Origin of the sequence: Aeromonas sp. S12(2024) (assembly GCF_041402305.1) — a bacterium.
Classification (GTDB): domain Bacteria; phylum Pseudomonadota; class Gammaproteobacteria; order Enterobacterales; family Aeromonadaceae; genus Aeromonas; species Aeromonas veronii.
Map to the genome: position 1 here is coordinate 97,688 of NZ_JBGLRB010000003.1, position 25,869 is coordinate 123,556.

Sequence of the window (25,869 nt, forward strand, 5' to 3'; positions counted from 1 at the left end):
GGTTTGTTCAAAAAACGTCCTTCCACTGACGCAGGATGGTGAAGGTATCTACCGGATTTTCCACGCATTTTAGCCCATGCTTTTCAGCAGAAAATTTCACTGAATCCTGTTCGCAGCGCAGAAAAATGTTGAAAGTGCGTTCGTCACCCAGCCGGGTTGGCAGGCTTGGCAGCCCTTGTTGCCGCAGTTTGCTGATCAGCCCGATCTGGCGGCGGATCGCCGGGTTGTCCGGCTCGACCGCATATGCAAAACGCAGGTTGGAGAGGGTGTACTCGTGGGCACAATAAATGAGTGTCTCATCGGGCAGGGCGGCGAGTCGTTGCAGCGAGTGGTACATCTGCTCCGGCGTCCCTTCAAACAGGCGGCCACAACCGGCCGAGAAGAGGGTATCGCCACAAAAGAGCATGCCGTTGCCGTGGTAGGCGATGTGGCCGCGAGTGTGCCCGGGCACATGGAGCACCTCGAGGGCGAGGCCGTGCCAGTTGATCTGATCGCCATCTTCCAGCCACTGACCGTGGTGATCCGGCATCGGGTCAAGTTTGGGGCCATAGAGCCGGGCGTGGGGGAAGTGGGCAAGCAGGTCGGTGACGCCCCCGACATGGTCGTGATGGTGATGGGTCAGCAGGATGGCATCGAGCACCAGCCCCAATGCCTCTAGCCGCTCCAGCACGGGGGCGGCATCGCCCGGATCGACCACCAGACAGTGATTTTCGTGGCGGATCAACCAGATGTAGTTGTCATTAAAGGCTGGAACTGTGATCACTGGATACATGAGTCTGCTTCTCTTTAGGGAGGGTATCTTATATAACAGGATGGCGTTCGAAACCCCGAGTTGAGCCCTATTATGCAGGTGGCACGTACCGAACAACAAATCGAGATCCCGACCAGCTGGTCTGCATTGCCTATGGGGGACTGGGTGGCGGCCGAGATCCAGGATCGGCTCGACAACTGGTGCCCCAATCTGTTTGGGTATCATCTGCTGAAAATTGGCGCCCTGAGCGCTGAACTCTCCTGCAAGCGCTCCTCCATTCGTCACCAGATCGGGGTCGCCCCCGGCGGACGGCTGCTCGACATGTATGGCGATCCCCTCGATTTGCCGGTGCGGACCGGCAGCGTCGATGCCTGCCTGCTGGCTCACTGCCTCGATTTCTCCGCCGATCCCCACCAAGTGTTGCGCGAAGCCGAAAGAGTATTGACCGACGATGGCTGGCTGATCATCAGTGGCTATAACCCCATGAGTCTGGTCGGGATCGGTCATTGTGTGCCGTTCTTGCGGCGCAGAATGCCCTGGTCGGCACGGATGTTCACCCCTGGGCGGGTGACGGACTGGCTGCATCTGCTGGGATGCGAGGTGATGTTCGACGAGCGTTTCGGTTACTCGTTTATGGGTAAACAGAGCTGGCACAGTTGGTGGCGGGAGAGTATCGGGCGGGATTATTGCAGGGCATTTGCATCGGTATACGTGATTGCGGCCCGTAAAAGGCGCTTTCCACTGATCCCGGTGCGGCGGCGCTGGCAACTGCCAAAGTCCCTCACTACACCGGGAATGGCCCGTCAGGGCTGGTAGCCGGTATCCTCGGCCAGATCCTTGCCGCAGGCGGCCTCTCTGGCCAGTTCGTCGCACCGTTCGTTCTCCGGGTGGCCGGAGTGACCCTTCACCCAGAGCCACTCAATCTGGTGGCGACCCACTTCCGCATCCAGCTCCTTCCAGAGATCGACGTTCTTGACCGGTTGCCGGTTGGCGGTCATCCACCCTTTCTTCTTCCAGCCGATGATCCACTGGGTGATCCCTTGGCGCACATACTGGCTGTCGGTGGTGAGGCGCACCTTGCACGGTTCGTTGAGGGTGCGCAGCCCCATGATGGCGGCCATCAGCTCCATCCGGTTATTGGTGGTCAACTTGAATCCGGCGGAAATCTCTTTGCGGTGCTTGCCGTAGACCATGACGGCCCCGTAACCACCCGGGCCCGGATTGCCGAGGCAGGAGCCGTCGGTATAGACATCAATCTGTTTTAACATGAGCAATCAATCTGTTTTAACATGAGGCTTGGGGTAAACTAGCGAGTAAGTAAAGCCGAAGTTTGACATAGATTGGATCATGAACACACCCCAACTGAATCGCCAGATCATTCTGGATACTGAAACCACAGGTATGAATACGGCGGGCGGCCCTGTCTATCTGGGGCACCGCATTATCGAAATCGGCTGTGTGGAGGTGATCAACCGCAAGCTGACCGGTAACCACTATCACGTCTATATCAAGCCTGATCGTCTGGTCGACCCGGAAGCGATCCAGGTGCACGGTATCACCGACGAGTTCCTGCGTGACAAACCGTCGTTCAGCCAGATTGCCGATGAATTCCTCGACTTCATCCGCGGCGCCGAACTGATCGCCCACAACGCGCCGTTTGACGTGAGCTTCATGGACTACGAGTTCAGCAAGCTCGGACTCAACTTCAAGACGGCGGATATCTGCACCATCACAGATACCCTGGCGATGGCGCGGGATCTCTTCCCCGGCAAGCGCAACAACCTGGATGTGCTGTGCGATCGTTACGGTATCGACAACTCCCACCGTACCCTGCACGGGGCTCTGCTCGATGCGGAGATCCTGGCTGACGTCTACCTGCTGATGACCGGCGGCCAGACCAAACTCAATCTGGCCACCGAGAGCAACGAAAACGAAAGCAATCAGGACACCAGTATTCGCCGGTTGGAGAGCAACCGACCTGCCCTCAAGGTGGTGCGTGCCAGCACCGAGGTTCAGGCCCTGCACGAGGCGAGATTGGATCTGGTACAGAAGAAGGGAGGAAGTTGTCTGTGGCGGCAATGAGCAAGTGGTGTGCCGGTCTGCTGTTGTTGCTCTCGCTGGGGGCGACGGCGACCGAGGTATTTGCCCCTTCCGATATTCCGCTGCTGGATAACCGCTTTCGCATCGATTATGGGGTTAAGGAGATAACCTTCATCATCAAGCGCAAGCCGGGCACCCCGTCCGTGATCCTGGTTCGCCCCGATGGCAGCAAGCTTTACGTGGGCAAGGTCAAACCCGCAGATGTGGGTTGGCTGGCGCTGCCGGAGCATGATCTCATTACCCTGCGCAATCCCATGCCGGGCCCCTGGCAGGCGATTGGCGAGGTGGATCCCGACAACCGGGTGCGCATTCTCTCCGATATCCGGCTCGATATCGCCGCCCTGCCGATGCAGCTCTATCAGGGGGAGGTGGTCAAGCTCAAGGCGTGGTTGCTGATCAATGGTCAGCCGCCGAAAGATAAATACTATCTCTCTGATCTTGGCATGACCGTCAAGCTGCAATCGTTCAGCGATGCCGATAAGAAAGAGGTCGTGCTGGATCAAGTACTTGGCCACTATCGCGATGATGGCAAGGGGCTAGATGAGGTGCCGGGCGATGGCATCATGACGGCGGAAGTGACGCTGCAGGATATTCCCGGTGGCAAGTACCGCGCCATGTTCAGCACCGGCAATCAGGTGTTTGTCCGTGCCCGTTATCAGGATGTGCTGCTTTACCCCTATCCGTTCAGCTATAACTTGTCGCCGCCTTCGGATGAGCTGGGTGCCAAGCTCTCACTGCTAATCGACCGTGATGAGCTGGATCCCGCCTCCGTGGTGGTCAAGGGGAGTGTGACCAGCAATGTGGGCGGCCTCTACGAGTTCAGTGAGACCGCCAGCGACCCCAAGCTTGATATCGATCTCTCCAACATCAAGGAGGTCGGTCAGCATGAGGTGAAAGCAACCCTCTATGGTACCACTCGCCTCGGCCGTGAGCTGAAAATCGAGTTGCCGGTGAAAACCTTCAATGTCTTCCCGCCACCGCCGCCTTCTGTAGAGGTGGTGTCGGCCGCCGCACCGGCCTCCAGTGCCGAGGCGACCCATGAAGCTCCGGCAGAGGAGGAAATGGGCTGGCTGATCTGGGCATTGGCAGGTGGTGGTGTGCTGTTGGCGGTCTTGGGTGGGGTCGGGTTTGTGGTGATACAAAAACGGCGTGCCCTGAAGCGTGCTCTGGCCGCTGCGCAGGCCGAGAATCAGCAAGCCGGACAACCTGCTGCCAAGCTGGATCTCAATCTGCCAGAGCAGTAACCCTCGTACTTCTCGCTCTGAAGTGGCGTGATGCCAGAGATAAAAAACCGCCCTGATAAGCAGGGCGGTTTTTTTTAGTTCATAAACAGAACAAGCTGGCTATCAGTGTTCGCCGATATAGACATCCTTGTTCTGCTCGCGGATCTCGAGGAACTTGTCCAGATTGGCCATCATCAGCTCGACCAGCTGGGGGTCGAAATGCTGCCCCTTCTCCTCTTCAATCAGGGCCAGCACCTTGTCCAGCGGCCAAGCCTTCTTGTAGCAGCGATCCGAACCCAGGGCATCGAACACGTCAGCCAGCGCCACAATTCGCCCCTCCAGCGGAATATCGGCCCCCTTCAAACCGCGGGGGTAGCCACTGCCATTCCACTTCTCATGGTGATTGCCAGCGATGGTGGCACCAATCTGAAACAGCGCCAGATCGCTGCCGGAGAGCATATCCTGCCCGAGCTGGGCGTGGGTTTTCATGATCTCCCACTCCTCCGGCGTCAGCTTGCCCGGCTTGTGCAAGATGGCATCGGGAATTCCCACCTTGCCAATGTCATGGAGCGGCGAGGCACGTTTCACCAGCTCGCTCTGCTCTTCGCTCATGCCCATCAGGTGGCAGAATTGTTCGGTATAGAGCGCGACCCGTTTGACGTGCAGCCCTGACTCTTTGGAACGGGTTTCGACCAGTTCGCCGATGCGATAGATGATCTCCCGCTGGTTGTCGGCGATAACCTCATTGAGCCGGATATTCTCCAGCGCCACTATGATGTTTTCGGTAAACAGCGTCAGCAGACTGGTATCGATCTGGCTGAGCTGGCGGGTGGTCTCGATGTGGAACAGCAGGTGGTGGCGCGGATTCTGACAGTAGAGCACCATCTGGGTGGCGTTATAGACGTTGCTGCGCTTGCTCATGGCCTGGCGCAGGATCTCCGGCGCGTCCGTGAGGAGCATGGCTGGATGGCCGGGGAGCAGGGGCTCCAATACTTGATCCTTCACCTCATAGGCGTATTGCTTGACGTCGTATATCTGGGTTTCCCCCAGATGGAGCAGGGCGCTGAGCTGCTCCTGGGCGCCTTCGACAAACTGGCGCAGGGCCCGTTTCTCAAAGATCCCCTTGGAGGCTTCGATGACTTTTTCCAGCCCCTGACGGTTACTCTCCAGGGTGCGGATATCCCGATAGGATCGCAGGCTGGCCCGCAGCAGGGTGCGCAGCTTCTGGGAGGTGAGCTCGGTTTTATCCTTGTAGTCGTTGATGTCGTAGTTGGTGACCACGTCATCTTCCGGCGCCTGGCCGGGTTGGCCGGTACGCAACACGATGCGTACCATCTTGTTTTGCAGATCTTCACGGACGTATTTGACGACATCGAGGCCGGCGTGGTCGACCTCCATCACCACGTCCAGCAGCAACAGAGCAACGTCCGGGGTGGTGGCCAGCAACTCCTTGGCCTGTGCCGCGGAATAGGCATGCAGAAAATCGATGGGGCGATTGTCAAACTCGAATTTGTTCAAGGTGATTTTGGTGATGCGATGCACTTCAGGCTCATCGTCAACAATCATCACCTTCCAGCCCGCTTGCTGTGCGTCGGGGAGGGAGAGATCGTCATCATCAATAATCAGGATCTGGTCATCCATCATACAATCCTGTTTGGCATCCTGTGCTTACATTAACTGCTTCACTAAGGATAGGAAACTTATTGGGAAATAAAATTTGATCTCGAAAAACTATGGTCGAAATAAGCAAATGGAACCCTTTGTGACTATGGCGTTGTCCGGCTGCTTTCTTTGCCCAATCATGGAGCTAGCGTGCATAAAGCCTATTTCTGGATTGGGGTGTGGACGCGAGTGGTTGGGGATGTTTGAATCCAGCTTGTAGCTACTAGACGAGAAATAATCTTATTTGATAGTGATTCCTATTTGCGTGTAGCATGGGCGACACACTCAACGAGGAGCCCCATCGTGTCCCCATCTCTGCCTCCCAATCGCCCCCGTCTGCTGACTGTCAAAGCCATTACCCAGGTCACCCCCCATTTGCGTCGCATCACCTTTGGTGGCAGCGAACTGGCTGACTATCCCTTTACCTGCGGTGGGGCCCATATCAAGGTGATGCTGGCCCAGCCCCATCAGGTAGAGCCGGTGCTGCCTGCAATGACCCCGAGCGGCCAGCGCTGGAGTGACCCGGCGGACAAGCCGGTGATCCGCACCTACACCATCCGCGCGTTTCGCCGTGATGAGCAGGAAATTGATATCGACTTCGTGCTGCACGGTGAAGGCGGGCCCGCCAGCGCCTTTGCTACCCATGCCAAGCCGGGAGAGAAGGTGATCCTCTCCGGGCCGGGTGGCCCCAACCCCATGCTGCAATCGGCCGAGCATTACTGCCTGGTAGGGGATCTCACCGCCTTGCCCGCCATCATGGCGATGTGTGAGGTGATGCCTGCCGAGGCCAGAGGGGAAATTGCGATTCTGGTGCCGGATCAGGCCGATGCTCAGCCGTTGATGCTGCCGGTCGGGGTGCGCTGTCACTGGTTTGTCGGCGAGCCCGAGTCCAGCGGCCTGCTGGAGCATGTGATTGCTCTGCCGCTGGTGCGCGATGGCGGCTTCTTCTGGCTGGGTGGAGAAGAGGCGCTGGTGTTGCCGCTGCGCCGCCATTTTCGCTCCGTGCTCGAGGTGGATCGCCAGTCGCTCTACGCCGTGCCGTACTGGCGCCGGGGCAAGAGTGAAGAGGCCTATCATCAGACCCGTCACGATGTGATGGATAATTAAGCGGATGCGAAAGAATACCTGATTCACCCTTGCAAATAAAAATGATTTGCATTTAGTATTGCGCCGTCCGGGTATTCGTCCGGGCGGCGTTTTTATTTCCGTTGACACAAGAGCGCCCTGTTTTCACGTCGGTTTGGCTGCATGTTGTCAGACCCAACGCAAGGAGTCGTAAAGGGTGGTTAAGTACCAGACCCCTCTGTTCTGGCTGGGATTGTTCCTCCTGTTCATACTGCTTTCTCTTTCGCTCGCCACCGGTGCGGGCGTCTATGGTGCCCGCGAGGTGTTCGGCTACCTGATGGGTTACGCGCCTTGGGCGAGTGACGAGAAGCTCGCCATGGTGCTCAATACCTTGCGACTGCCGCGCACCCTCTGCGCCATGGTGGTCGGCGCCTCTTTATCTCTGGCGGCCTCCTTGTTGCAGAGCGCGACCCGCAACCCGCTGGCGGAGCCCGGTCTGCTCGGGGTCAACGCCGGGGCCGTCTTTGCGCTGGTGGTGGGGCTCACCTGGTTTGGTGTGGAGTCCGCCTATGGTTATCTGCTCTGGGCCGGCTTCGGCGCGCTGCTTGGTAACGTTATTGTGCTGGGACTTGGCATGATGATTGGCCGCTCCAATCCGCTGAAGCTAATTCTGGTCGGGGTGGCGCTCTCCGCCACCTTCGGCGGTCTCTCCAGCTTTCTGCTGCTCTCCAACAAGATGGTGCTGGAGCAGTACCGCTTCTGGAACCTCGGCTCCCTGTCGGCGGCCAATCTCGATGCCATCATAGCCGTGCTGCCCTTCGTGTTGGCGGCGTTTGTCATCACCCTGCTGCTCTGTCGCCAGCTGACCCTGATGCAGATGGGGGACAGTCAGGCCCAGGCGCTCGGGATCCGCCCAAACCGGGTGCGAATTGGCGTGCTGCTGGCCGCTACCCTGTTTACCGCCAGTGCCATCGCCATCGCCGGCCCCATCGGCTTTGTCGGCTTTCTGGCCGCCTACTGTGGCCGACTGGTAGAGCCGGTGAAGCTGTCGGTGCAGGTCTGTTTCTCCGCCCTGTTCGGCATGCTGTTTCTGCTGTTGGCCGACATTCTGGCGCGCTGGCTGATCCAGCCGTTCGAGCTGCCCAACGGGGTTATTCTGGCCCTGATTGGCGCGCCTGTACTGATCGCCATTGTTCATCGCGGGGGCTTTCGTACCCTGCTGACCGTCAAGTGAGGGGCTGATGCGCACACCTACCGATATGCTCTGCCTGCGGGCCGGCAACCGCTCTTTGCTGATCCATCTGCCCAGCTGGCGTTGGCTGGCTCTGCTGGCCATGGCGCTGCTGGCGCTTGCTCTGCTGGCCCTGAGCGTTGGCGGCGGCAAGCTCGGCTTTGCCGGGGTGGTCAACACCCTGCTGGGGGAGGGGACGCGGCTTGAGCAGCTCACCCTGTTCAAGATCCGGCTGCCGCGCATTCTTGGGGTGGTGGTGGCGGGGGCGGCCATGGGGCTCTCCGGCTGTCTGGTGCAGACTCTGGTGCGCAACCGGCTGGCCACACCCGACATGGTGGGGGTCAACAACGGCGCCTCTCTGGCCATCATCGTCTTCTCCCTCTACCTGACCGTGGGCAGCTGGCCCTGGTGGGCGGCCCCCATCGGCGCCATCTTCGCGGCGCTGGTGCTCTATGCCCTCTGCCGCAAACCGGGTGAGCAGGGCTATCTGTTCGTAGTGATCGGTATCGGCCTCTCCGAGCTGTTCGAGGCGCTCGGCCAGTTTGTGATGTCCACCCAGGCCCTGCTGCACCTGAGCTCCCTCTATTTGTGGAATATGGGCAGCTTTATCGCCGTGGGTTACAGCACTATCACCCCGATTGCCATCCTGTTGCTGCTGCTCTGCCCGTGGATCGTTTACCTCTCCCGCTCGCTGGCGGTGCTGCGCTTTGGCCCCGAGATGGCCAGAGGGCTTGGCGTCAACGGCGATCGGGTACAACTGGGCATTCTGGCCCAGGCCATTCTGGTGGCGGCGCTCGGCACCGCCATCGGCGGCCCCGTGGTCTTTATCGCTATGGCGGCCCCCATTCTTGCCTCCTGGCTGGTGAAAGACCGGGTGGTGCCGCTCTGGCTGGCGGCGCTTAGCGGCGCCCTGCTGCTGCTTGCCAGCGATACCCTGGTCCGGGTGCTGGCCAGCCCTCACGAGGTGGCGACCGGTATCATGACCCGCATTCTCGGCGGCCTGTTGCTGCTGTTTCTTCTTGTTAACGATCGCCAGAGGGCTGACTGATGACGCTCACCGTAAATCGCCTCCATTTCGCCTATCAGCAGACCCCCATTTTGCGGGACATCTCTTTCAGCGTGCCGAGGGGCAAGCTGGTGGGGATCGTCGGTCCCAACGGCTGCGGCAAATCGACTCTGCTCAAGCTGTTATCCGGCCAGATGAAAGCCCAACGCGGCGAGATCCTGCTCAAAGGCAAGCCGCTTGCCAGCTACCCCATGAAGGGGCTGGCGCGGGAGCTCGCCTATCTGCCCCAGCGGCCAACCTTGCCTGCCGGCATTCTGGTGGAGCAGTTGGTGCAGTATGGCCGTCACCCTCATCAGGGCTGGTTCAATCAGTGGGGTGAGGAGGATGCCCGCATGGTGCGTATTGCCTGCGAGCGGATGCAGCTTGAAAGCATCTGGCAGCAGAGCGCTGCGTCCCTCTCCGGCGGGCAGGCGCAGCGGGCCTGGCTGGCGATGATCCTGGCACAGGACAGCGACATGGTGCTGCTCGACGAGCCCACCAGTGCCCTCGATATCGGTCACCAGACCGAGGTGATGGAGGCGATCCACCGCATCACTGCCGAAGGCAAAACCGTGCTGCTGGTGATCCACGATCTGGCGATGGCGGCCCGCTATTGTGACGAGCTGATCGCCATCGGCGAGGGGACCATTGCCGCCATGGGCCCGGCCCAGGAGGTGGTGACCAAGGATCTAATCGACCGGCTCTACCACACCAGTGTCGACATTCTGCATGCCCCCGGCGATGGGGCGCCCATTATCGTGCCCCGTCGTCACGAACATGGCCGTTCCCTGCGTTCGGTGAGTTGAGTCATATGGGCCTGCTCTGTTGGCCCGCCGAGTGTATTTACGCGGCCGATTATCCGGGCCGTGCAACGAGAAGGAGTGAGATGATGAAGCGTTTTGCCGCCCTGGCAGCAGCCATCCTGATGCTGGCCGCGCCGCTGGTTCAGGCGCAGGAGATGCGTGAAGTGACCGATGCGTTTGGCCAGAAGGTGCAGGTGCCAGTCCAGCCAACGCGGGTAGTGGTGCTGAGCGAGCTCGAACTCGACAGCACCCTGACCCTGGGGCTGACCCCCATCGGCGCCGTCAATGGCCGTGGTCAACCCACCTTGCCTCGCTATTTGCTGAACAAGGCGGGCATGGGTATCCAGGTGATCGGCGATCTCGACAGCCCCAATCTGGAGTCGCTGATTGCGCTGGAGCCCGACCTTATCCTGACCGGTCAGACCCGTCCCGAGCTGCTGACTTTGCTGGGGGAGATCGCGCCGACCGTGGTGACCAGCAAGTGGGGGGAGCCGTGGCAGGATAGCTTCCGCCGCACCGCCCACACCCTCAACCGCGACCAGCAAGGGGATACTTTCTTGCTGCAGTATGCCGAGCGGTTGACTCAGGCCCGCAGCAAGCTGGCCAAGCATCAGGGGGAGAGCATCAGCATAGTGCGCTGGAATCCCAAGGGGCCGAGCTTTATGTATCAGGGCACCTTTGCCAGCAGCGTAGTGGAGTCGATGGGGCTGGTGCGCCCAAGCAAGCAGCAGGGTACTGGCGCACCCCACTCACCGGCGCTGAGTCTGGAGTCCCTCAACCTGCTGGATGCTGACTGGCTGGTGGTCGGTACCCTGAGCGCCAGCGGTGATGCGGTGGATGCCATGCGTCAGGCGGAGCAGACTCCAGCGTTCCAGCAACTGCCGGTGATCAAGGCCAAGCGCTTTGGCGCCGTGGACGGGTCGCTCTGGACCTCCAGCGGTGGCCCGCAGGCAGCTCTCAAGGTGATCGAGGATGTGGAGCAGTTGCTGGCAACCCGCAGCTGAGTGCCATCGCGTGCCAGAGGTTGACCACATGAACAGGTTGACCAAAGAAGAGGGAGGCTGATGCCTCCCTCTTGCGTTGTCACTGTCTATCGTGATCTCTTCGGCGAGCCAGAGCCGTTTATTGCGGCTGGATGGCTGTCACTGTGAGCTTGCCGCTCTGGCTTTCGGCATGAAAGTGGATGGCATCCCCCACCTTGAGCCCCTTGAGCTGGGCCGGATCTGCCACTCGAAAGACCATGGTCATGGCGGACATCTTGAGATTCTCGATCGCCTCGTGCTTGATGCCGACCTTGCCGCTCCCCTCATCGAGGCGGGTAATGACCCCCTTGGTCATCACCATTGCGCCCTGTTCGCTCATCTCACCCGTCTGGCTCATCTCGTGCCCTTCATGGTGCATCATCTCTTCGGCTTGCAGGTTGGTCTGGGTGGCAAGGCCAAGCAGCAATGTCAGGGTCATCGTTTTGTAGTTCATGATGGTTTCCTTATCGTTCAGTCAATATGGATCGTGAAATCGGGTTATTCGGATTGCGGGTTCGCGCTCTTGCCAAGGCTGCGACTGCGCCACAGGTAATAGGCCGCTGGCAGCACCAAGAGGGTCAGCACCAGCGCGCTCACCATGCCGCCGATCATGGGGGCGGCGATGCGCTGCATCACTTCGGAGCCGGTGCCATGGCTCCACATGATGGGCAAGAGGCCGGCGATGATGGTCACCACCGTCATCATCTTGGGGCGCAGGCGCAGGGCGGCGCCCTGGATCACCGCACGATGCAGCCCCGCCTTGTCCGGCTTGCCGCTGGCCACCAGGTCATCCCAGGCATGGTTGAGGTAGACCAGCATCAAGACGCCGGTCTCTACCGCCACCCCCGCCAGAGCGATAAAGCCCACCCCGACCGCCACCGAGAGGTTGAAGTCGAGCAGCCAGAGGGTCCAGATCCCCCCCACCACCGCCAGCGGCAAGGTGGTGAGAATGAGCAGCACCTCCTGAACGCGGCGAAACGCCAGATAGAGCAGCAGCACGATAATGGCGACCGTCAGCGGCACCACGTAGGCGAGGCGCGCCTTGGCCCGCTCCATGTACTCGTATTGGCCAGACCAGGTGAGGGCGTAGCCTGCCGGCAGCACCAGCTGTTTGTTCACCTCTGCCTTGGCCTCATCGACGAAGGAGCCGATATCGCGGCCGCGAATATCGACGTAGACCCAGCCGTTGAGGCGCGCGTTTTCACTGCGCAGCATGGGGGCTTCATCGCTGATGTAGACCCGCGCCACATCCGCCAGGGCGATTCGTGCCCCGCTCGGCGTCACCATCGGCAGCAGCTCGAGGCTCGCCACCGAATCCCGATAGCTCTGGGGATAGCGCAGGTTGATGGGGTAGCGCTCGCGCCCCTCGATGGTCTGGCCCACCTCCATGCCGCCCACCGCGGTGGCGAGCACCGCCTGCACGTCGGCGATGTTGAGGCCGTAGCGGGCTGCTTTGAGCCGGTCGATATCCACCTTCACATAGCGGCCACCGGCCACCCGCTCGGCGTAGACCGATGAGGCGCCCTCGACCTTGCCAACGATCTGTTCGAGCTGTTGGCCGAGTTGCTGGATCACCTTGAGATCCGGCCCCGCTATCTTGATGCCGACCGGGGTCTTGATGCCGGTGGCCAGCATGTCGATGCGGGTCTTGATGGGGGGCACCCAGGCGTTGGTAAGACCTGGGAAGCGGATGAGGGAGTCGAGCTCCTCTTTGAGCTTCTCCGGGGTCATGCCGGGGCGCCACTGATCCCGGGGTTTAAGCTGGATGCTGGTCTCCATCATTACCAGGTCGGCAGGGTCGGTAGCGGTCTCGGCGCGACCCGCCTTGCCGAACACGTTCTGCACTTCGGGCACGGTACGAATGAGCTTGTCGGTCTGCTGCAAAATCTCCCGTGCCTTGCCCACCGAGATATTGGCCGCCGTGGTGGGCATGTACATGATGTCCCCCTCGTCCAGCGGCGGAATGAACTCGGAGCCCAGGTACTTGAGCGGCCAGAAGCCCGCCACCGTCACCACGGCGGCGATGGCCAGGGTGGTTTTCGGGCGGGCCAGCACGGCTTTCAGCAGCGGCACATAGCCCTGGCTTAGCCAGCGGTTCAGCGGATTGGCCTGCTCCGCCAGCACCTTGCCACGGATGAAGTAACCCATGATCACCGGCACCAGCGTGATGGCGAGCGCGGCGGCCGCCGCCATGGCATAGGTCTTGGTGAAGGCGAGGGGGTGGAACATCCGCCCCTCCTGCGCCTCCAGCGCGAACACCGGCAGGAAGCTGATGGTGATGATGAGCAGGGAGAAGAAGATGGCAGGCCCCACCTCGATGCTCGCCTCTGTGATGATGCGCCAGCGGTTCTTGTCGGTGAGCGCCTCCCGCTCCATGTGTTTGTGGACGTTCTCGATCATCACGATGGCGCCATCCACCATGGCGCCGATGGCGATGGCGATGCCCCCGAGCGACATGATGTTGGCGTTGATCCCCTGCAGGTGCATCACGATAAAGGCCACCAGAATGGCGATGGGCAGGGTGATGACCACCACCAGCGACGAGCGCAGGTGGAACAGGAAGGCGAGGCAGACCAGCACCACCACGGCGAACTCCTCCAGCAGCTTGCCGGAGAGGTTGTCGATGGCGCGCTGGATAAGGTCGGAGCGATCGTAGACGGTGACGATCTCTACTCCTTCCGGCAGGCTGCTTTTGAGCTGGGCGAGCCGCGCCTTGACTCCGTCGATGGTGTGCTGGGCATTCTCGCCGTAGCGCATGACGATGATGCCACCCACCACTTCCCCTTCGCCATTGAGCTCGGCCAGGCCGCGCCGGCTCTGGGGCCCGGTGACCACATCAGCCACATCGCCCAGCAGCAGCGGGGCGCCGCGCACATTGGTACCGAGCGGGATCTGCTTCAGATCCTCGACGCTCTTGAGATAGCCGTTGGAGCGCACCATGTACTCCGCTTCCGCCATCTCGATGACGGAGGCGCCGGTCTCCTGGTTGCCCTGCTGGATGGCGGTCTCGATAAGGGAGAGCGGGATGCCGTAGGCGCGCAGCTTGTCCGGATCGACCCGCACCTGATACTGGCGCACCATGCCGCCGACTGTGGCAACTTCGGAGACCCCATCCACCGTCTGCAACTCGTACTTGAGGAACCAGTTTTGCAGCGAGGTGAGCTGGCTGAGGTCATGCTTGCCGGTCTTGTCCACCAGCGCGTACTGATAGACCCAACCCACCCCGGTGGCATCGGGGCCGAGCTGGGGGCGGGCGGAGGCGGGCAGGTTGGGCGCAACCTGGCTTAGGTACTCCAGCACCCGGGCGCGGGCCCAGTAAAGATCTGTGCTGTCGTCAAACAGCACATAGACGAAGGAGTCGCCGAAGAAGGAGTAGCCGCGTACTGTGGTCGCCCCCGGCACCGCCAGCATGGCGGTGGTGAGCGGGTAGGTCACCTGATCCTCCACCACCTGGGGCGCTTGGCCCGGGTAGGAGGTCTTGATGATCACCTGCACGTCGGAGAGATCCGGCAGGGCATCCACCGGGGTTTGCTTGACCGACCAGAGCCCCCAGGCGGTGAGCATGAGGGTCAATAACAGCACCAGAAAGCGGTTGCCCACCGACCAGCGAATGATGGAAGGGATCATGATTGAACTCCTTTCTCACCAAGTACAGAGAGCGGAGAGCGGTTGTCTGCTAGGCAGCGAATGATGGCAGGGATCATGACTTCTTCTCCACCTCGGGCATCGTCATCTGATGCTGGCTATGGTCCATGCCTTCCATCTTCTCCATCTCATCCGTTGCAGGCTTGGCGTCGCCGTCAGTAGCAGGCGCCTTCTCCTGATGGATGTTGGTGATGCGGTACTCATCCCCCTCCTGCATTACCTGCAGGTGCAGGGTCTGCCCCTCGACCAGCTTGCTGATATCGACCCCGTCGGCGACGGTGAACTCCATCTCCATGGCAGGCCACTGCCACTCGGGGATGGGCTGGTGGGAGACCATCAGGGTACGGTTGGCCAGATCGATGCTTTCAACCTCGCCCTGGGTCCACACCTGTGCAGGGCGCACAGCCGTCATACGCTGGAAGTCCGAATCGATGGCCGACTCGGAGTCGAGCAGGAACTGGGCCGAGCTGACTATGCTGTCACCCGCTTCCACCCCCGCCTTGATGGCGACCTTGTCGCCAAACTGGGGGCCGAGGGTGACGGCGACCGACTTGAAGTTGCCATCCCCCAGCGCCAGCACCAGCCGATCCTGACTGCCGGTGCGGATCACCGCTTCGCTCGGCACCACCAATTGCGGCTCTCCCTGCCCGGTGCGAATGCTCACCTTGGCAAACATATTGGGTTTCAAAAACTCGTCCGGGTTGTCAAAGCGCAGCCGCACCTTGAGGGTGCGAGTAGCGGCATCGAGGGTCGGATAGAGGTAATCCACCCTACCTTGCCAGCTGCGACCGGGGGCATAGTCGAGGGTCATGGTGACCGGATCCCCCACCTTCAGCTGGGCAGCCTGGCGTTCAAACACCTCGGCACTGACCCACACCTGCTTGAGGGTGCTGATGTTAAACAGAGCCGCAGCGGGCTCAACATACTGGCCCTCGCGCACCTTGAGCTCGGAGACATAACCGCTGCTGGGGGCGTAAATGCTGATGGTTTCGCGCACCTGACGGGTGCGCTTGAGGGCCGCAATCTGATCCGCCGGCACCTGCAGGGACTTGAGCTTGCCCTCGGCAGCGCGCAGCAGCAGTGGGTTGGCGGTGTTGAGTGCCAGCAGGTATTCGTGCTGGGCGTTGACCAGATCCGGCGCGTAGAGCTCGTAAATAAGGCTCCCCTTGCTCACCTGCTGCCCTTCACTCTTGATGGCGAGGGTGCGGATCCAGCCCGCCATGCGGGCGTTGATCGCCTCCAGCCGATCCTCGTCATACCCGACATAGCCCACCGTCTCGATCTGCTGGTGGATAGGCAGCTTCTCCACTTTGGCAAGTCGCACCCCCAGGTTCTGCTGGATCTCGGGGCTGATGGTGACTGTGCCCGGTGAGCCGTTTTTCTGCTCCTCATAGACGGGGATAAAGTCCATCCCCATGTTGTCTTTGGCAGGGGCATCGCGCTTGTCGCGGGGATCCATGGGGTTGACCCAGTAAAGGGGCATCTTCTCTTTGGCGCTTGCGCCATCGGAGGTCTGTTTGGCGGCCCAGTAGCCGCCACCGGCGCCAAGGGCGAGCAGCAGGGCCGACATCAGGATGGTCTTGTTCATGACTGGCCTCCGGCGCGGATTTGCATGCAGAAAGTGCAGGAGGATAAGGCGCCCGCGAAGGCAGCAACCTTGAACGGTGAAAAGTGGGCTGGTGACATAATACGTCTTCTCTTGTGCAGGCCGCCGGTCGGGTGAGGTGCAAGGCATCACCCAAGGGGCTGGCGGCAAACGGGGCGCAGCTGTATCAGCGCGCACGGCTCCCTGTGAGCGGGCCGGTTTGGCCAGGGCACAGGGTCAGGCAAGGCGGCAGGAGACGGGCAAGCCAAGGCTTGCCGCTGCCGCAAGAGAAGATCTTTCTAGTGGCGCAGCACCGACAGCATCAGGTGTCGGCGCGGCCAGGAGGGAGGGTGAGTACCGCGGGATCGCAGGAAGGGATCCCGCAACCAGTTATCAAGCAGTGACGCTGCGACGTTGTTGCCAAGTAGCAAGGGAAAGAGCAGCAGAGCGACCAGTACCCCAAGCAGAGTCATCGCGCCGAAGTAGAGAGCATTGACGCCGGTCTGCATCTGGCACTCATCGCCCATGGCTGACCCCTCGTCTCCCTGATGGCAGGAGAGGGGCATGACATCGCCCGGGTGATCCATAGCAGGCATTGCATGAGAAATATCGCCATCCGCCATCGCCATGGATGAATCGAACATCACCATCGACTGGGCGCTGCTTGGGGTCGGCTCGGAGGAGAGGGGAGAACCATGCCAGCTGATGCAGAGAGTCAGATTGCAGACGAGCAGCAGCGCCAGCAATAGCCGGGCCAGAGCAACAGAGGGCAATCTTGCAGCAAGCTGGGTGAGTGACAATCCGAGCATCCTTCGGGAGCAGATGGCGGGACTGTAAACCTTGCCACGAGGTGAAGGTCAATGGCGCCGGTGATGTAATAGAGGTGCTGTGTTGGGGGGAGGATATTTAAGCAATGCTTAACCATTGCGTATGCCCAACCCTAATGAAGCATGCCCCTCATCCCGTTAGGATGCCCCCTGTCAGTTACCACGATGACGTGATGGTTCACTCTTTTGCTCTGGCATAAATGACTGCGGCAGGAGTGCTTGCCGACCTTATCCATCCCGTGACGCCATGAGCGAGCAGTATAAAGCCGCAGGTCTCCCGGATGCTGACAATCAAAGAGTCAAACCGTGTTTTTGAGCAGCACACCTTGCCGGGTGCTCACCATGTTCACTATTCAGGAGTATTGAAATGCAGCCACGACTGCTGTCGCTGATGCTTGCCGCTTTGCTGAGTCCATCAGCCATGGCTGGCGGCCTTGCCCTCTACGAGACCAGCACTGCCAACAGTGCGCTGGCCAACGCAGGGTCTGCCGCCCGTGCCCAAGGGGCAGATACTATCGCAAGCAACCCGGCCGGTATGACCAAACTGGAAGGTACCCAGTTGCAGGTCAATGGCGGTGTGGTATACGGCGACCTTGAGCTGGATCTGGACAACGGCGGTAACAACGGTGGAAATGCCCTGCAGACCGCGCCGCTCGGCAGTCTCTATCTGACTCATGCCATCGACGATCAATGGGTCGCAGGTATCGGCGTCTTTGGCAGTCACGGTCTGGGTATCGATTATGGCGATGGCTGGGATGGTCGTGGTTATACCCAGTCGGCCAAGCTGACCGGCATCGCCTTTGCTCCGAGTCTGGCGTACCGCATTGACTCAAATTGGTCAGTGGGAGCCAGCCTGATCGCCATGAATGGTTCGCTGGAAGCCTCTGTGGATCTGACGTCCGGGATGGGGGAAGGGCGGGAATTTTCCAACAGCGACTGGGCGTATGGCGCCTCCTTCGGGGTACTTTACGAGCCGGATCAGCACTCCCGTATCGGCCTGAGCTACTTCTCCGAACTGAAGTGGGAGCTGGAAGATCAGCTCTTCCCACGTGCTGATGTGGCAGGTCTAGGAGTCGAGATCATGATTCCGCAGACCATTACGCTAAGTGGCTATCACCAGCTCAACGACCAGTGGGCCTTGCTGGCCAGTGCCAACTGGCAGCAGTGGTCCCGTTTTGGCGATATCGGTGTGGCATCTGCCATGGGCAGCCAAACCATTGATATGAATTACAAGGATACATGGCATGCCAGCCTGGGGGCACAGGTTGATGTCACCCCTGCACTGCGTTTGAGCAGCGGAATAGGCTATGACAGTAGTGCCGTGAGTGATGAGTACCGTACTGTGATGCTTCCAGTAGGTTCTGGTTGGCGCTGGGGTCTGGGGGCCAGTTATCAGTTGAGCCCAGCCACCAAGGTGGAAGCCAGCTATACCCTGGCTTGGCTGGGTGATATGCCAGTGGATCAGGACGGGATCGGTCGCCCGCACTTGTCCGGCAGCTACAACAACAGCTACCTGAACTTCTTCAACATCGGTGTGCAACACCAGTTCTGAGTTGTGAGCCTTGCAAGCCTTCACTGGTTGGGGGCTTCTTCATCCTGCCCGTCGCGCCGATCCGGCGCGTTATTAGCTGGGTGGCTCGTGAGGTCCACTTGTTTGCTCATCCGTTACTCAAGGAACAACATCAAATGTCATCACAATCAACCTCTGCGTTAGCGCGGTGGCTTTGGCGCCTGACGTTTATATTGGTCACGGTCGCTCTGGTTGTCTTCTTCTCGAAAGGTGCCCACATCGATCCAATTGAGGCGACCAAGTTCAACCATGCTTTGCCAGCCATCATGGTTCTGCTTGATTCCGAGATCTTTATGGGGGTGATTACTGTGATCACTCTCTATGTGGTCCTCTATCTGGTCTATCTGCTGTGGCAACTGCATGAGATCGCTGTGCATCGTGCCAAGGTGTCTGAGTCGGTGCATATCACCCTGGTGTTTGCGCTCTCCTTGTGCGGACTGTTTATCGACAAGACCTGGTGGGTGCTTGCCGTCATCATCGCCTTTGCCCGTTGGGATGTACTGAGCGAGCGGATGAGCCTTATTATCGGCCATGGTATTCGACGTGGCCGTCATGAGGGGGAGGCATCATGAAAGAGATCCTGCTGCCCTATATCCTGATCGTCTGGTTGCTGGTCAAGCTGAACATATTGCCTTGGAACCTAAAAACGGGTTTTTGGAGTACCGCCATTGGCGCGTTATTGGCGCTTGGTTTGTTGACTACCTCTCGCCATTTGGCTCCGGTTGATTTTACCGATTCGGCGACGGTCAAGGCACCTCATGCGGTGTTGGGACCCTTACTAGGCATCAACCAGTTTCATCAGATAGATCAGATTTATGTTGCGCATAATCAGCGCGTTGCGCGTGGTCAGCCCATATATAGTCTTGCGGACTGGGAGAGTAACGGTAAGTCTCAGGCGTTGAGCTATCAGATTGACGCCCAGCATGCCCAAGTGGCGTCAGAGGTAAGCCAGCAGCGAGCGATCCAGTCACGACTGAACCTCAATCACAAGGAATTGGCTCGGCTGACCCAGTTGGGTAACTTTGCCAGTATTCAGAGCCGTGACCAGCTGCAGACCCAAATTGATGGCGATCTGGCGCAACTGAGTGCCAGTGAAGCGAAGGTTCAGGCGATTGAAGCTCAGGTGTTGAATCTAGAGACAGAGCTGGCCTTGCAGGAGCGACGGAATGAAGAGAAGGTGATCAGGGCTCCGTTTGATGGTCAGGTCTCGATAGTCAATATTGCCAGCGGTTCCCGTACCGGCAACATGCACCTATACGACACTTCTCGCAAGTTTCTGGAGTTTCGCATTCCGGATCAGAGTTTTCGCAACATAGCACCAGGCCAGTTTGCCGAGTTTTATGTAGATGCCTATCCCGGGCGCATCTTTCGGGCACGGGTGCACTCAGTACTTACTGGTACAGGGGAGGCCCAGATGAGTGTTGCGCAGGGGGATCAAGATGTACGGCAGCATGTGGGCAACAACATGTCCAGCCATGGCCGGACAGTGGTGCTCGACATGCTGGTGCCGGATGGTGTGGACTTGCCAATTGGCGCAACCGGCTCAGCCTGGATTTCGGCACATAAACCCCATCCGCTGCTTGGCTTTATCGACATCATCGGTGCCGCCACCGTACGCCTCAAGGCGATGAAGGCCTATCTGTTTGCGATGTAACGGACCGACATAAAAAAGCCCCTCCGTGAGGGAGGGGCTTGGTGAGCGAGACCGCAGTGGTCAGGCCCGTTTCTCCGAGCTGCGCATGATGAGCCGGAAGAATAGCGGGATAAAGAAGATGGCGATAAAGGTGGCCGCCAGCATGCCGCCGATGACCGGCCAGCCGAGGGCGTGACGACTTGCCGCACCGGCCCCGCTGGAGGTGACCAACGGCACACAGCCGAGGATGAAGGCGAGCGAGGTCATCACGATGGGGCGGAAACGCAGGCGTGCCGCCTCCAGTGCCGACTCGATGAGGCTCATCCCCTCTTCGTGCTTCATCACCGCGAACTCCACGATCAGGATGGCGTTCTTGGCGGCAAGGCCCACCAGGGTCACCAGCCCGATCTGGAAGTAGACGTTGTTGGTCAGCCCCACCAGCCAGGTGGCGAGCAGGGCACCGAACAGGGCGAACGGTACGGCGGTGATCACCGCAAACGGCAGGCTCCAGCGTTCATACTGGGCGGCCAGAATCAGGAAGATCATCACGATACCGAAACCAAAGGCCATGCCTGCGCTGCCTGCGGCCGCTTTCTCCTGATAGGCTGAGCCGGTCCACTCCAGCTTGGCGTCGTTGCCAAGAGCCTCATTGGCGACCTCTTCCAGCGCGGCGATGGCTTGACCCGAGCTGTAGCCAGGGGCGGGCTGGGCCATGATCTTGGCGGCCTGGAAGATGTTGAAGCGTTCGACCAGTTCGGGGCCGGTGGCATCACGCACCGTCACCAGACTGCTGAGCGGGATCATCTCCCCCTTGTCGGAGCGGACATAGACGTTGCGGATGTCACTCTTCTTGGCGCGATAGTCTGCCTCGGACTGCAACTGCACCCGGTAGGTACGGCCGAACTGGTTGAAGTCATTGACATAGACCTGGCCGAAGGTGGCCTGCATGGTGTCGAACACCGCGTTGATCGGCAGCCCAAGCGCTTTGGCCTTTTCGCGATCCAGGTCGAGATAGACCTGCGGCACGTTGGCGCGGTAGGTGCTGGTGACGCTGGCAAACTCCGGGCGCGCCTTGGCTGCTTCGAGGAAGCGCTGTACTTCGCCGGAGAAGGCCTGGGCGTTGCCGGTGCCACGGTTTTGCAGATAGGCCTCAAGGCCACCTGTGGTGGACATCCCCTGAATGGGAGGCGGGTTGAAGGAGGCTACAAAGCCATCCGCCAGCCCCATCAGGCTCAAGCCCTGGAAGGTCTTGGCCAGCGAGAAGGAGTCCTGTCCTGTCCCCTGACGCTCGCTCCAGTCCTTCAGGGTAATGAAGGTCATGCCGCTGTTGCTGATGATGGCATTGGAGAGAATGTCAAAGCCCGAGAAGGTGATCACATCCTTCACATGGGGGTTGGCCATGGCGATCTTGTCGAACTGATCCGCCACCGCCTGGGTCCGGCTCATCGCGGCCGCATCCGGCAGCATGACGGCGGAGATGAGGTAGCCCTGATCTTCGTTCGGTACCAGTTCGCCCGGCACTTTCAGGAAGAGGCCGTAGATGGAGAGGATCAGCACGGCGATGATGGCAAAGGCGACCCCCACCCGACGGTTCAGGAAGGCCACACCGCGTACATAGCCGCGGGTCAGCTGGTCAAATTTTTCGTTGAACCAGACGAAGAAGCGGGCCGGTTTGTGGTGTCCCTCTTTCAGCAACACGGCACAGAGGGCCGGGGAGAGAGTCAGTGCCACCAGACCGGAGATGGCGACCGAGACCGCGACCGTGATGGCGAACTGTTTGTACATCACCCCGGTCATGCCGCCCATAAAGGCGACCGGCAGGAACACGGCGCAGAGCACCAGCACGATGGCGACCACCGGACCGGAGACCTCCTGCATGGCGAGGATGGCCGCCTCCTTGGCCGAGCACTTCTTCTCGCTCATGATCCGCTCGACGTTCTCGAGCACCACGATGGCGTCATCCACCACGATACCGATGGCGAGCACCATGCCGAACAGGGTCAGCAGGTTGATGGAGAAACCGAGCACCAGCATGCCGGCGAAGGTCCCGATGAGCGACACCGGCACCGCGATACAGGGGATCAGGGTGGCGCGGAAGTTCTGCAGGAACAGATAGACCACCACGAACACCAGTACGATCGCCTCGAACAGGGTGTGTACCACCTCTTCGATGGAGATCTTCACGAACTCGGTGGTGTCGTAGGGGATCTGGTACTCGATATCCTGCGGGAAGCGCTCCTTGAGTCGCTCCATGGTGGCGTGTACCGCATCGGCGACTGCTACGGCGTTGGCGCCCGGCTGCAGATAGGTGGCGATACCGATGGCCGGTTTGCCGTTGGCGCGGGCGACCAGATCATAATCCTTGCCCCCCAGCTCGACCCGGGCGACATCGCGGACCCGGATCTTGGAGCCATCTGGCATGGAGCGGACGATGATGTTCTGGAACTCCTTCACATCCTCAAGGCGCCCTTTGGTCTGCACCGTGTAGGTGAAGTCGATGGGGGCCGTGGTGGGTTGGGCACCGATCTTGCCCGCCGCGAACTGGGTGTTCTGCTCGCGAATGGCGCCAATCACGTCGCTCGGGGTGAGCTCGAGCTGGGCCAGTCGATCCGGCCTGAGCCAGATACGCATCGCATAGTCGGTACCGCCAAACAGAGTGGTATCACCGATGCCGGGAATCCGCTTGAGCTCATCGATGATGTTGAGCAGGGCGTAGTTCGACAGATAGGTGGTATCAAACGAGCCGTTCGGTGACTGGAGGGTAACCACCTGCAGGATGGAGGTCGATTTCTTCTTGACCGTCACCCCCTGCTTTTTCACCTCTTCCGGCAGCTGGGCCATGGCGGCCGAGACCCGGTTGTTGACGTTGATGGTGGCCTGATCCGGATCGGTGCCGATCTCGAAGTAGACGTTGAGGTTCATCTGGCCGTTGGAGGCCGACCCCGACTGCATGTAGATCATCCGCTCGACGCCGTTGATCTGCTGCTCCAGCGGCGCTGCCACGGTCTGGGAGATCACCTCCGGAGTTGCACCCGGATAAAACGCCGTGACCGAGACCACCGGCGGGGTGATCTGGGGATATTGCTCGATGGGGAGCGCTCGCATCGCCGCCAACCCGCCCAGCACGATAATGATCGAAATCACGCTGGCGAAGATGGGACGTTCTATGAAGAACTTGGAAAACATACGGGCTCCTTACTTGGCCGCAGACTGGCTGACCACCTTGCCGGTGATCGCCTTCATCTCGTCGGCAGAGACAGGTTTCACCACGGCGCCCGGGCGAGCCTTCATCAAGCCTTCGACGATATAGCGCTCACCTGCCTGCAGGCCGCTCTCGATCAGCACGCCGGAGTCGACTGCCGCGCCCAGTGTCACCGGACGGGGCACTACCTTGTTGTCGGCATCGACCACCATCACCATGCGGTCAGCCTGGGACTGGACGATGGCGCGCGGCGGCACCACGATGGCGTTTTTGCGGGTGCCCAGATCGATGGTCATGCGGACAAACTGGCCCGGCAGCAGTACGCCGTCCTTGTTGTCGAAGATGGCGCGGGCACGGATGGTGCCGGTCTGGGGATCGACCCGGTTATCGGAGAAGTTGAGCTTGCCCGCCTCCGGATAGAGGGAGCCATCGGCCAGACGAATATGGGTGCGCCAGGTGGTGGCATCCTTCGCCTCAATCACCCCTTTTTTTACCGAGTTTTCGAAGTTGAGGCGATCTTGCTCCGAGTAGGAGAAGTTGACGTAGAGCGGATCAAACTGGGTGATGGTAGTGAGCAGGCCGTTGTCGCCGCTGGTGGAGATAAGGCTCCCCTCGGACTGGGAGCTCTTGCTCGCCATGCCGTTGATGGGGGCGGTCACCTGGGTGTAGCTGAGGTTGAGCTCCGCCTCTTTCACCTTGGCCTGAGCGGCCTGATGGCTTGCGATGGCCGCTTCATAGTTGGCGATGGTGTCGTCATAGTCCTTGCGGCTCACCACCTGACGCTTGAAGAGGGGAATGATGCGATCCCGATCGGCACGGGCCTTGTTGAGACGGGCCTGCTCCTGAGCCAAAGTCCCTTTGGCCTGCTCCAGCGCCACCTTGTAGGGCTTCGGGTCAATCAGAAACAGCTCCTGGCCGGCGGTAACCGGCTGGCCTTCCACATAAGTGCGCTTGAGCAGGATGCCACTGACCCGGGAGCGCACATCAATCTCGCGAAAACCGGCGGTCTCTCCCACCATCTCGGTGGTGAGCGGCACATCGGTCAGCTTGACCTCGGCGACCACCACAGGGACGGCGGGCATGCTCTGTGCCGTCTGGGTCGTCTCGCCGCCACAGGCACTCAGACCGCTGATCAGCGCCAGGGTCAGCAAGCTGCGTTTGTAAACCTCTCTTCCGGCATTGGGCACCTTCATCATCACACTCCTGTTGGATCGATTTCGGCTGCTGCGTTCAGCATGTTTCTCCATACACATCATTAACTTCATGATTAAAAAAACAACTTCTTTATGATTGGAATGGAAGATGATAGGGCGGCAACCTTGAACACAACCTTCTCAAAGTGGCAATTAGGGTTGCCGATTGACGAAAAAAGTCTGACTTTTCCGATATGGGCGGGGGGGTTCGGGGATGTTCATCCCGGGCCAGGGCTCTTCGCAACCGTATCACGCCAGCCACTCCTTGCTGCAAAAAATAAGGTGCCATAAGGCACCTTGTCTGGATGGGTTTTTTACGCCCTTTTATCGCAGGCAACCGCGAGCCGCTTCACAGTTTACGAATTCGTCGCGGCTCATCGGTTAATCTTGCGCCGCATCAGGCAAAGCAGGCCCAGATGGGGGCGTGGTCGGAGGGTTTCTCGATGCCGCGCAGCTCGTAGTCGATACCGGTCTCGGTCACCTTGTCCTTGAGGGCGTCGGAGGCCATGATGAGGTCGATGCGCAGGCCGCGGTTCTCGTCAAAGCCCTTGGAGCGGTAGTCAAACCAGGAGAAACGCTCGCACTCGGTGGGGTTGGCTGCGCGGAAGGTGTCGGTGAGGCCAAACCCTTTCAGTCGCTCCATCCATTCGCGCTCGATGGGCAGGAAGGAGCATTTGCCATCCCGCAGCCAGCGCTTGCGGTTTGCCTCGCCGATGCCGATGTCGAGATCGGTGGGGGAGATATTCATATCCCCGATCAGCACCAGCTGGTCGTCCGGGGTGTGGTTGGTCTCGAGGTAGTGCTGCAGATCCTCGTAGAACTTCTGCTTGGCCGGGAACTTGGTCTCGTGATCCTGACTTTCACCCTGCGGGAAGTAGCCATTCATCACCTTGATGAGGGAGCCGTCTTCGCGCTTGAAGGTGGCCATGATCATCCGGCGCTGGGCCTCTTCGTCATCGGTGGGGAAGCCTTTCTCCACCTTGACCGGCTTCTGCTTGCTCATGATGGCCACCCCGTAGTGGGCCTTCTGGCCGTGAAACTCCACGTGATAGCCCATGGCCTCCACATCGGCCAGCGGGAAGGCTTCATCGTGCACCTTGATCTCTTGCAGGCCGATCACATCGGGTTGGTGCTTGTCGATGATGGCTTGCAGCTGGTGCAGACGGGCGCGCAGGCCGTTGATATTGAAAGAGATGATCTTCATGTCCGGGATGCTCATGTCATTTTTATAAGTGGCTATTGGACTAGGAATCGGCGGTGGATGCAAGTTCGGGGGCTGTGACTGGTGCAGCGGCTTGGTAACCTGTTCACG

General features: G+C 60.0%; 21 protein-coding genes. 11 read left to right on the forward strand and 10 right to left on the reverse strand.

Going from position 1 to position 25,869, the window contains the following annotated elements; translation table 11 throughout:
• Positions 1–7 precede the first annotated feature (7 nt).
• Positions 8–772, reverse strand: a complete 765-nt coding sequence (gloB, locus tag ACB035_RS04030; protein ID WP_129503646.1) for a hydroxyacylglutathione hydrolase — start codon at positions 770–772, stop codon at positions 8–10.
• Positions 773–844: 72 nt separating this feature from the next.
• On the opposite strand from gloB, the gene ACB035_RS04035 reads away from it, so the two are divergent.
• Positions 845–1,567, forward strand: a complete 723-nt coding sequence (locus ACB035_RS04035; protein ID WP_216961837.1) for a methyltransferase domain-containing protein — start codon at positions 845–847, stop codon at positions 1,565–1,567.
• On the opposite strand, the gene rnhA is transcribed toward ACB035_RS04035, so the two are convergent.
• Positions 1,555–2,019 (reverse strand): ribonuclease HI, encoded by a 465-nt coding sequence (gene rnhA, locus ACB035_RS04040; protein WP_005353268.1) that lies wholly within the window; start codon positions 2,017–2,019, stop codon positions 1,555–1,557. The genes ACB035_RS04035 and rnhA overlap by 13 nt on opposite strands.
• Positions 2,020–2,098: 79 nt before the next feature.
• Here rnhA and dnaQ point away from each other — a divergent pair, with 79 nt between their 5' ends.
• Both dnaQ and ACB035_RS04050 read left to right on the forward strand, forming a co-directional pair.
• A complete protein-coding gene (gene dnaQ, locus ACB035_RS04045) occupies positions 2,099–2,833 on the forward strand; it encodes a DNA polymerase III subunit epsilon (protein ID WP_005337813.1) in 735 nt (244 codons plus the stop codon).
• Positions 2,830–4,095, forward strand: coding sequence for a TIGR03503 family protein (locus ACB035_RS04050; protein WP_371166742.1), 1,266 nt, complete (start codon positions 2,830–2,832; stop codon positions 4,093–4,095). The genes dnaQ and ACB035_RS04050 overlap by 4 nt, the downstream gene beginning before the upstream one ends.
• Positions 4,096–4,197: 102 nt before the next feature.
• Here ACB035_RS04050 and ACB035_RS04055 read toward each other — a convergent pair whose 3' ends face one another.
• A complete protein-coding gene (locus ACB035_RS04055; RefSeq protein WP_005361714.1) occupies positions 4,198–5,715 on the reverse strand; it encodes an HD domain-containing phosphohydrolase in 1,518 nt (505 codons plus the stop codon).
• A 324-nt stretch (positions 5,716–6,039) separates the two neighbouring features.
• Between ACB035_RS04055 and ACB035_RS04060 the strand changes: the two genes are divergently transcribed.
• The 5 genes from ACB035_RS04060 to ACB035_RS04080 all read left to right on the forward strand — a co-directional run bounded on the left by ACB035_RS04060 (position 6,040) and on the right by ACB035_RS04080 (position 10,884).
• Complete coding sequence (locus ACB035_RS04060; RefSeq protein ID WP_371166743.1) at positions 6,040–6,843, forward strand: siderophore-interacting protein; 804 nt, start codon at positions 6,040–6,042, stop codon at positions 6,841–6,843.
• A gap of 175 nt (positions 6,844–7,018) precedes the next feature.
• Positions 7,019–8,035, forward strand: a complete 1,017-nt coding sequence (locus tag ACB035_RS04065; RefSeq protein ID WP_252655538.1) for an iron ABC transporter permease — start codon at positions 7,019–7,021, stop codon at positions 8,033–8,035.
• A 7-nt stretch (positions 8,036–8,042) separates the two neighbouring features.
• Positions 8,043–9,080 carry an iron chelate uptake ABC transporter family permease subunit gene (locus ACB035_RS04070; RefSeq protein WP_043821272.1) on the forward strand — a complete coding sequence of 346 codons (1,038 nt, stop codon included), beginning with the start codon at positions 8,043–8,045 and terminating at the stop codon, positions 9,078–9,080.
• A complete protein-coding gene (locus ACB035_RS04075) occupies positions 9,080–9,883 on the forward strand; it encodes an ABC transporter ATP-binding protein (RefSeq protein WP_371166744.1) in 804 nt (267 codons plus the stop codon). Before ACB035_RS04070 ends, ACB035_RS04075 begins: the two co-directional genes overlap by 1 nt.
• 83 nt (positions 9,884–9,966) lie before the next feature.
• A complete protein-coding gene (locus ACB035_RS04080; protein WP_058058834.1) occupies positions 9,967–10,884 on the forward strand; it encodes an iron-siderophore ABC transporter substrate-binding protein in 918 nt (305 codons plus the stop codon).
• A 118-nt stretch (positions 10,885–11,002) separates the two neighbouring features.
• Here the strand turns inward: ACB035_RS04080 and ACB035_RS04085 are convergent, their stop codons facing one another.
• From ACB035_RS04085 to ACB035_RS04100, 4 genes are all read right to left on the reverse strand, one after another.
• Positions 11,003–11,356, reverse strand: coding sequence for a copper-binding protein (locus ACB035_RS04085; RefSeq protein WP_129503650.1), 354 nt, complete (start codon positions 11,354–11,356; stop codon positions 11,003–11,005).
• Positions 11,357–11,400: 44 nt separating this feature from the next.
• Positions 11,401–14,529, reverse strand: a complete 3,129-nt coding sequence (locus ACB035_RS04090; RefSeq protein WP_371166745.1) for an efflux RND transporter permease subunit — start codon at positions 14,527–14,529, stop codon at positions 11,401–11,403.
• A gap of 73 nt (positions 14,530–14,602) precedes the next feature.
• The gene (locus ACB035_RS04095; protein WP_371166746.1) at positions 14,603–16,135 is read right to left on the reverse strand and encodes an efflux RND transporter periplasmic adaptor subunit; all 1,533 of its coding nucleotides are present in this window, start codon (positions 16,133–16,135) and stop codon (positions 14,603–14,605) included.
• Between the two features lie 296 nt (positions 16,136–16,431).
• Entirely contained in the window at positions 16,432–16,932 is a 501-nt protein-coding gene (locus ACB035_RS04100; RefSeq protein WP_371166747.1) for a hypothetical protein, read from the reverse strand.
• A gap of 394 nt (positions 16,933–17,326) precedes the next feature.
• Here ACB035_RS04100 and ACB035_RS04105 point away from each other — a divergent pair, with 394 nt between their 5' ends.
• The 3 genes from ACB035_RS04105 (at position 17,327) to ACB035_RS04115 (ending at position 20,183) form a co-directional block, all read left to right on the forward strand.
• Positions 17,327–18,511 carry an OmpP1/FadL family transporter gene (locus tag ACB035_RS04105; RefSeq protein WP_371166748.1) on the forward strand — a complete coding sequence of 395 codons (1,185 nt, stop codon included), beginning with the start codon at positions 17,327–17,329 and terminating at the stop codon, positions 18,509–18,511.
• A gap of 191 nt (positions 18,512–18,702) precedes the next feature.
• Positions 18,703–19,101 (forward strand): hypothetical protein, encoded by a 399-nt coding sequence (locus ACB035_RS04110; RefSeq protein WP_235666687.1) that lies wholly within the window; start codon positions 18,703–18,705, stop codon positions 19,099–19,101.
• Positions 19,098–20,183: an HlyD family secretion protein gene (locus ACB035_RS04115; protein WP_005361696.1), complete on the forward strand. Its 1,086-nt coding sequence runs from the start codon at positions 19,098–19,100 to the stop codon at positions 20,181–20,183. The genes ACB035_RS04110 and ACB035_RS04115 overlap by 4 nt, the downstream gene beginning before the upstream one ends.
• A gap of 60 nt (positions 20,184–20,243) precedes the next feature.
• On the opposite strand, the gene ACB035_RS04120 is transcribed toward ACB035_RS04115, so the two are convergent.
• The 3 genes from ACB035_RS04120 to xthA all read right to left on the reverse strand — a co-directional run bounded on the left by ACB035_RS04120 (position 20,244) and on the right by xthA (position 25,761).
• Complete coding sequence (locus tag ACB035_RS04120) at positions 20,244–23,348, reverse strand: efflux RND transporter permease subunit (RefSeq protein WP_371166749.1); 3,105 nt, start codon at positions 23,346–23,348, stop codon at positions 20,244–20,246.
• 9 nt (positions 23,349–23,357) lie between these two features.
• Complete coding sequence (locus ACB035_RS04125) at positions 23,358–24,557, reverse strand: efflux RND transporter periplasmic adaptor subunit (RefSeq protein WP_371166822.1); 1,200 nt, start codon at positions 24,555–24,557, stop codon at positions 23,358–23,360.
• Positions 24,558–24,954: 397 nt separating this feature from the next.
• Positions 24,955–25,761, reverse strand: coding sequence for an exodeoxyribonuclease III (gene xthA / locus ACB035_RS04130; protein ID WP_323905708.1), 807 nt, complete (start codon positions 25,759–25,761; stop codon positions 24,955–24,957).
• Between the last annotated feature and the right edge of the window lie 108 nt (positions 25,762–25,869).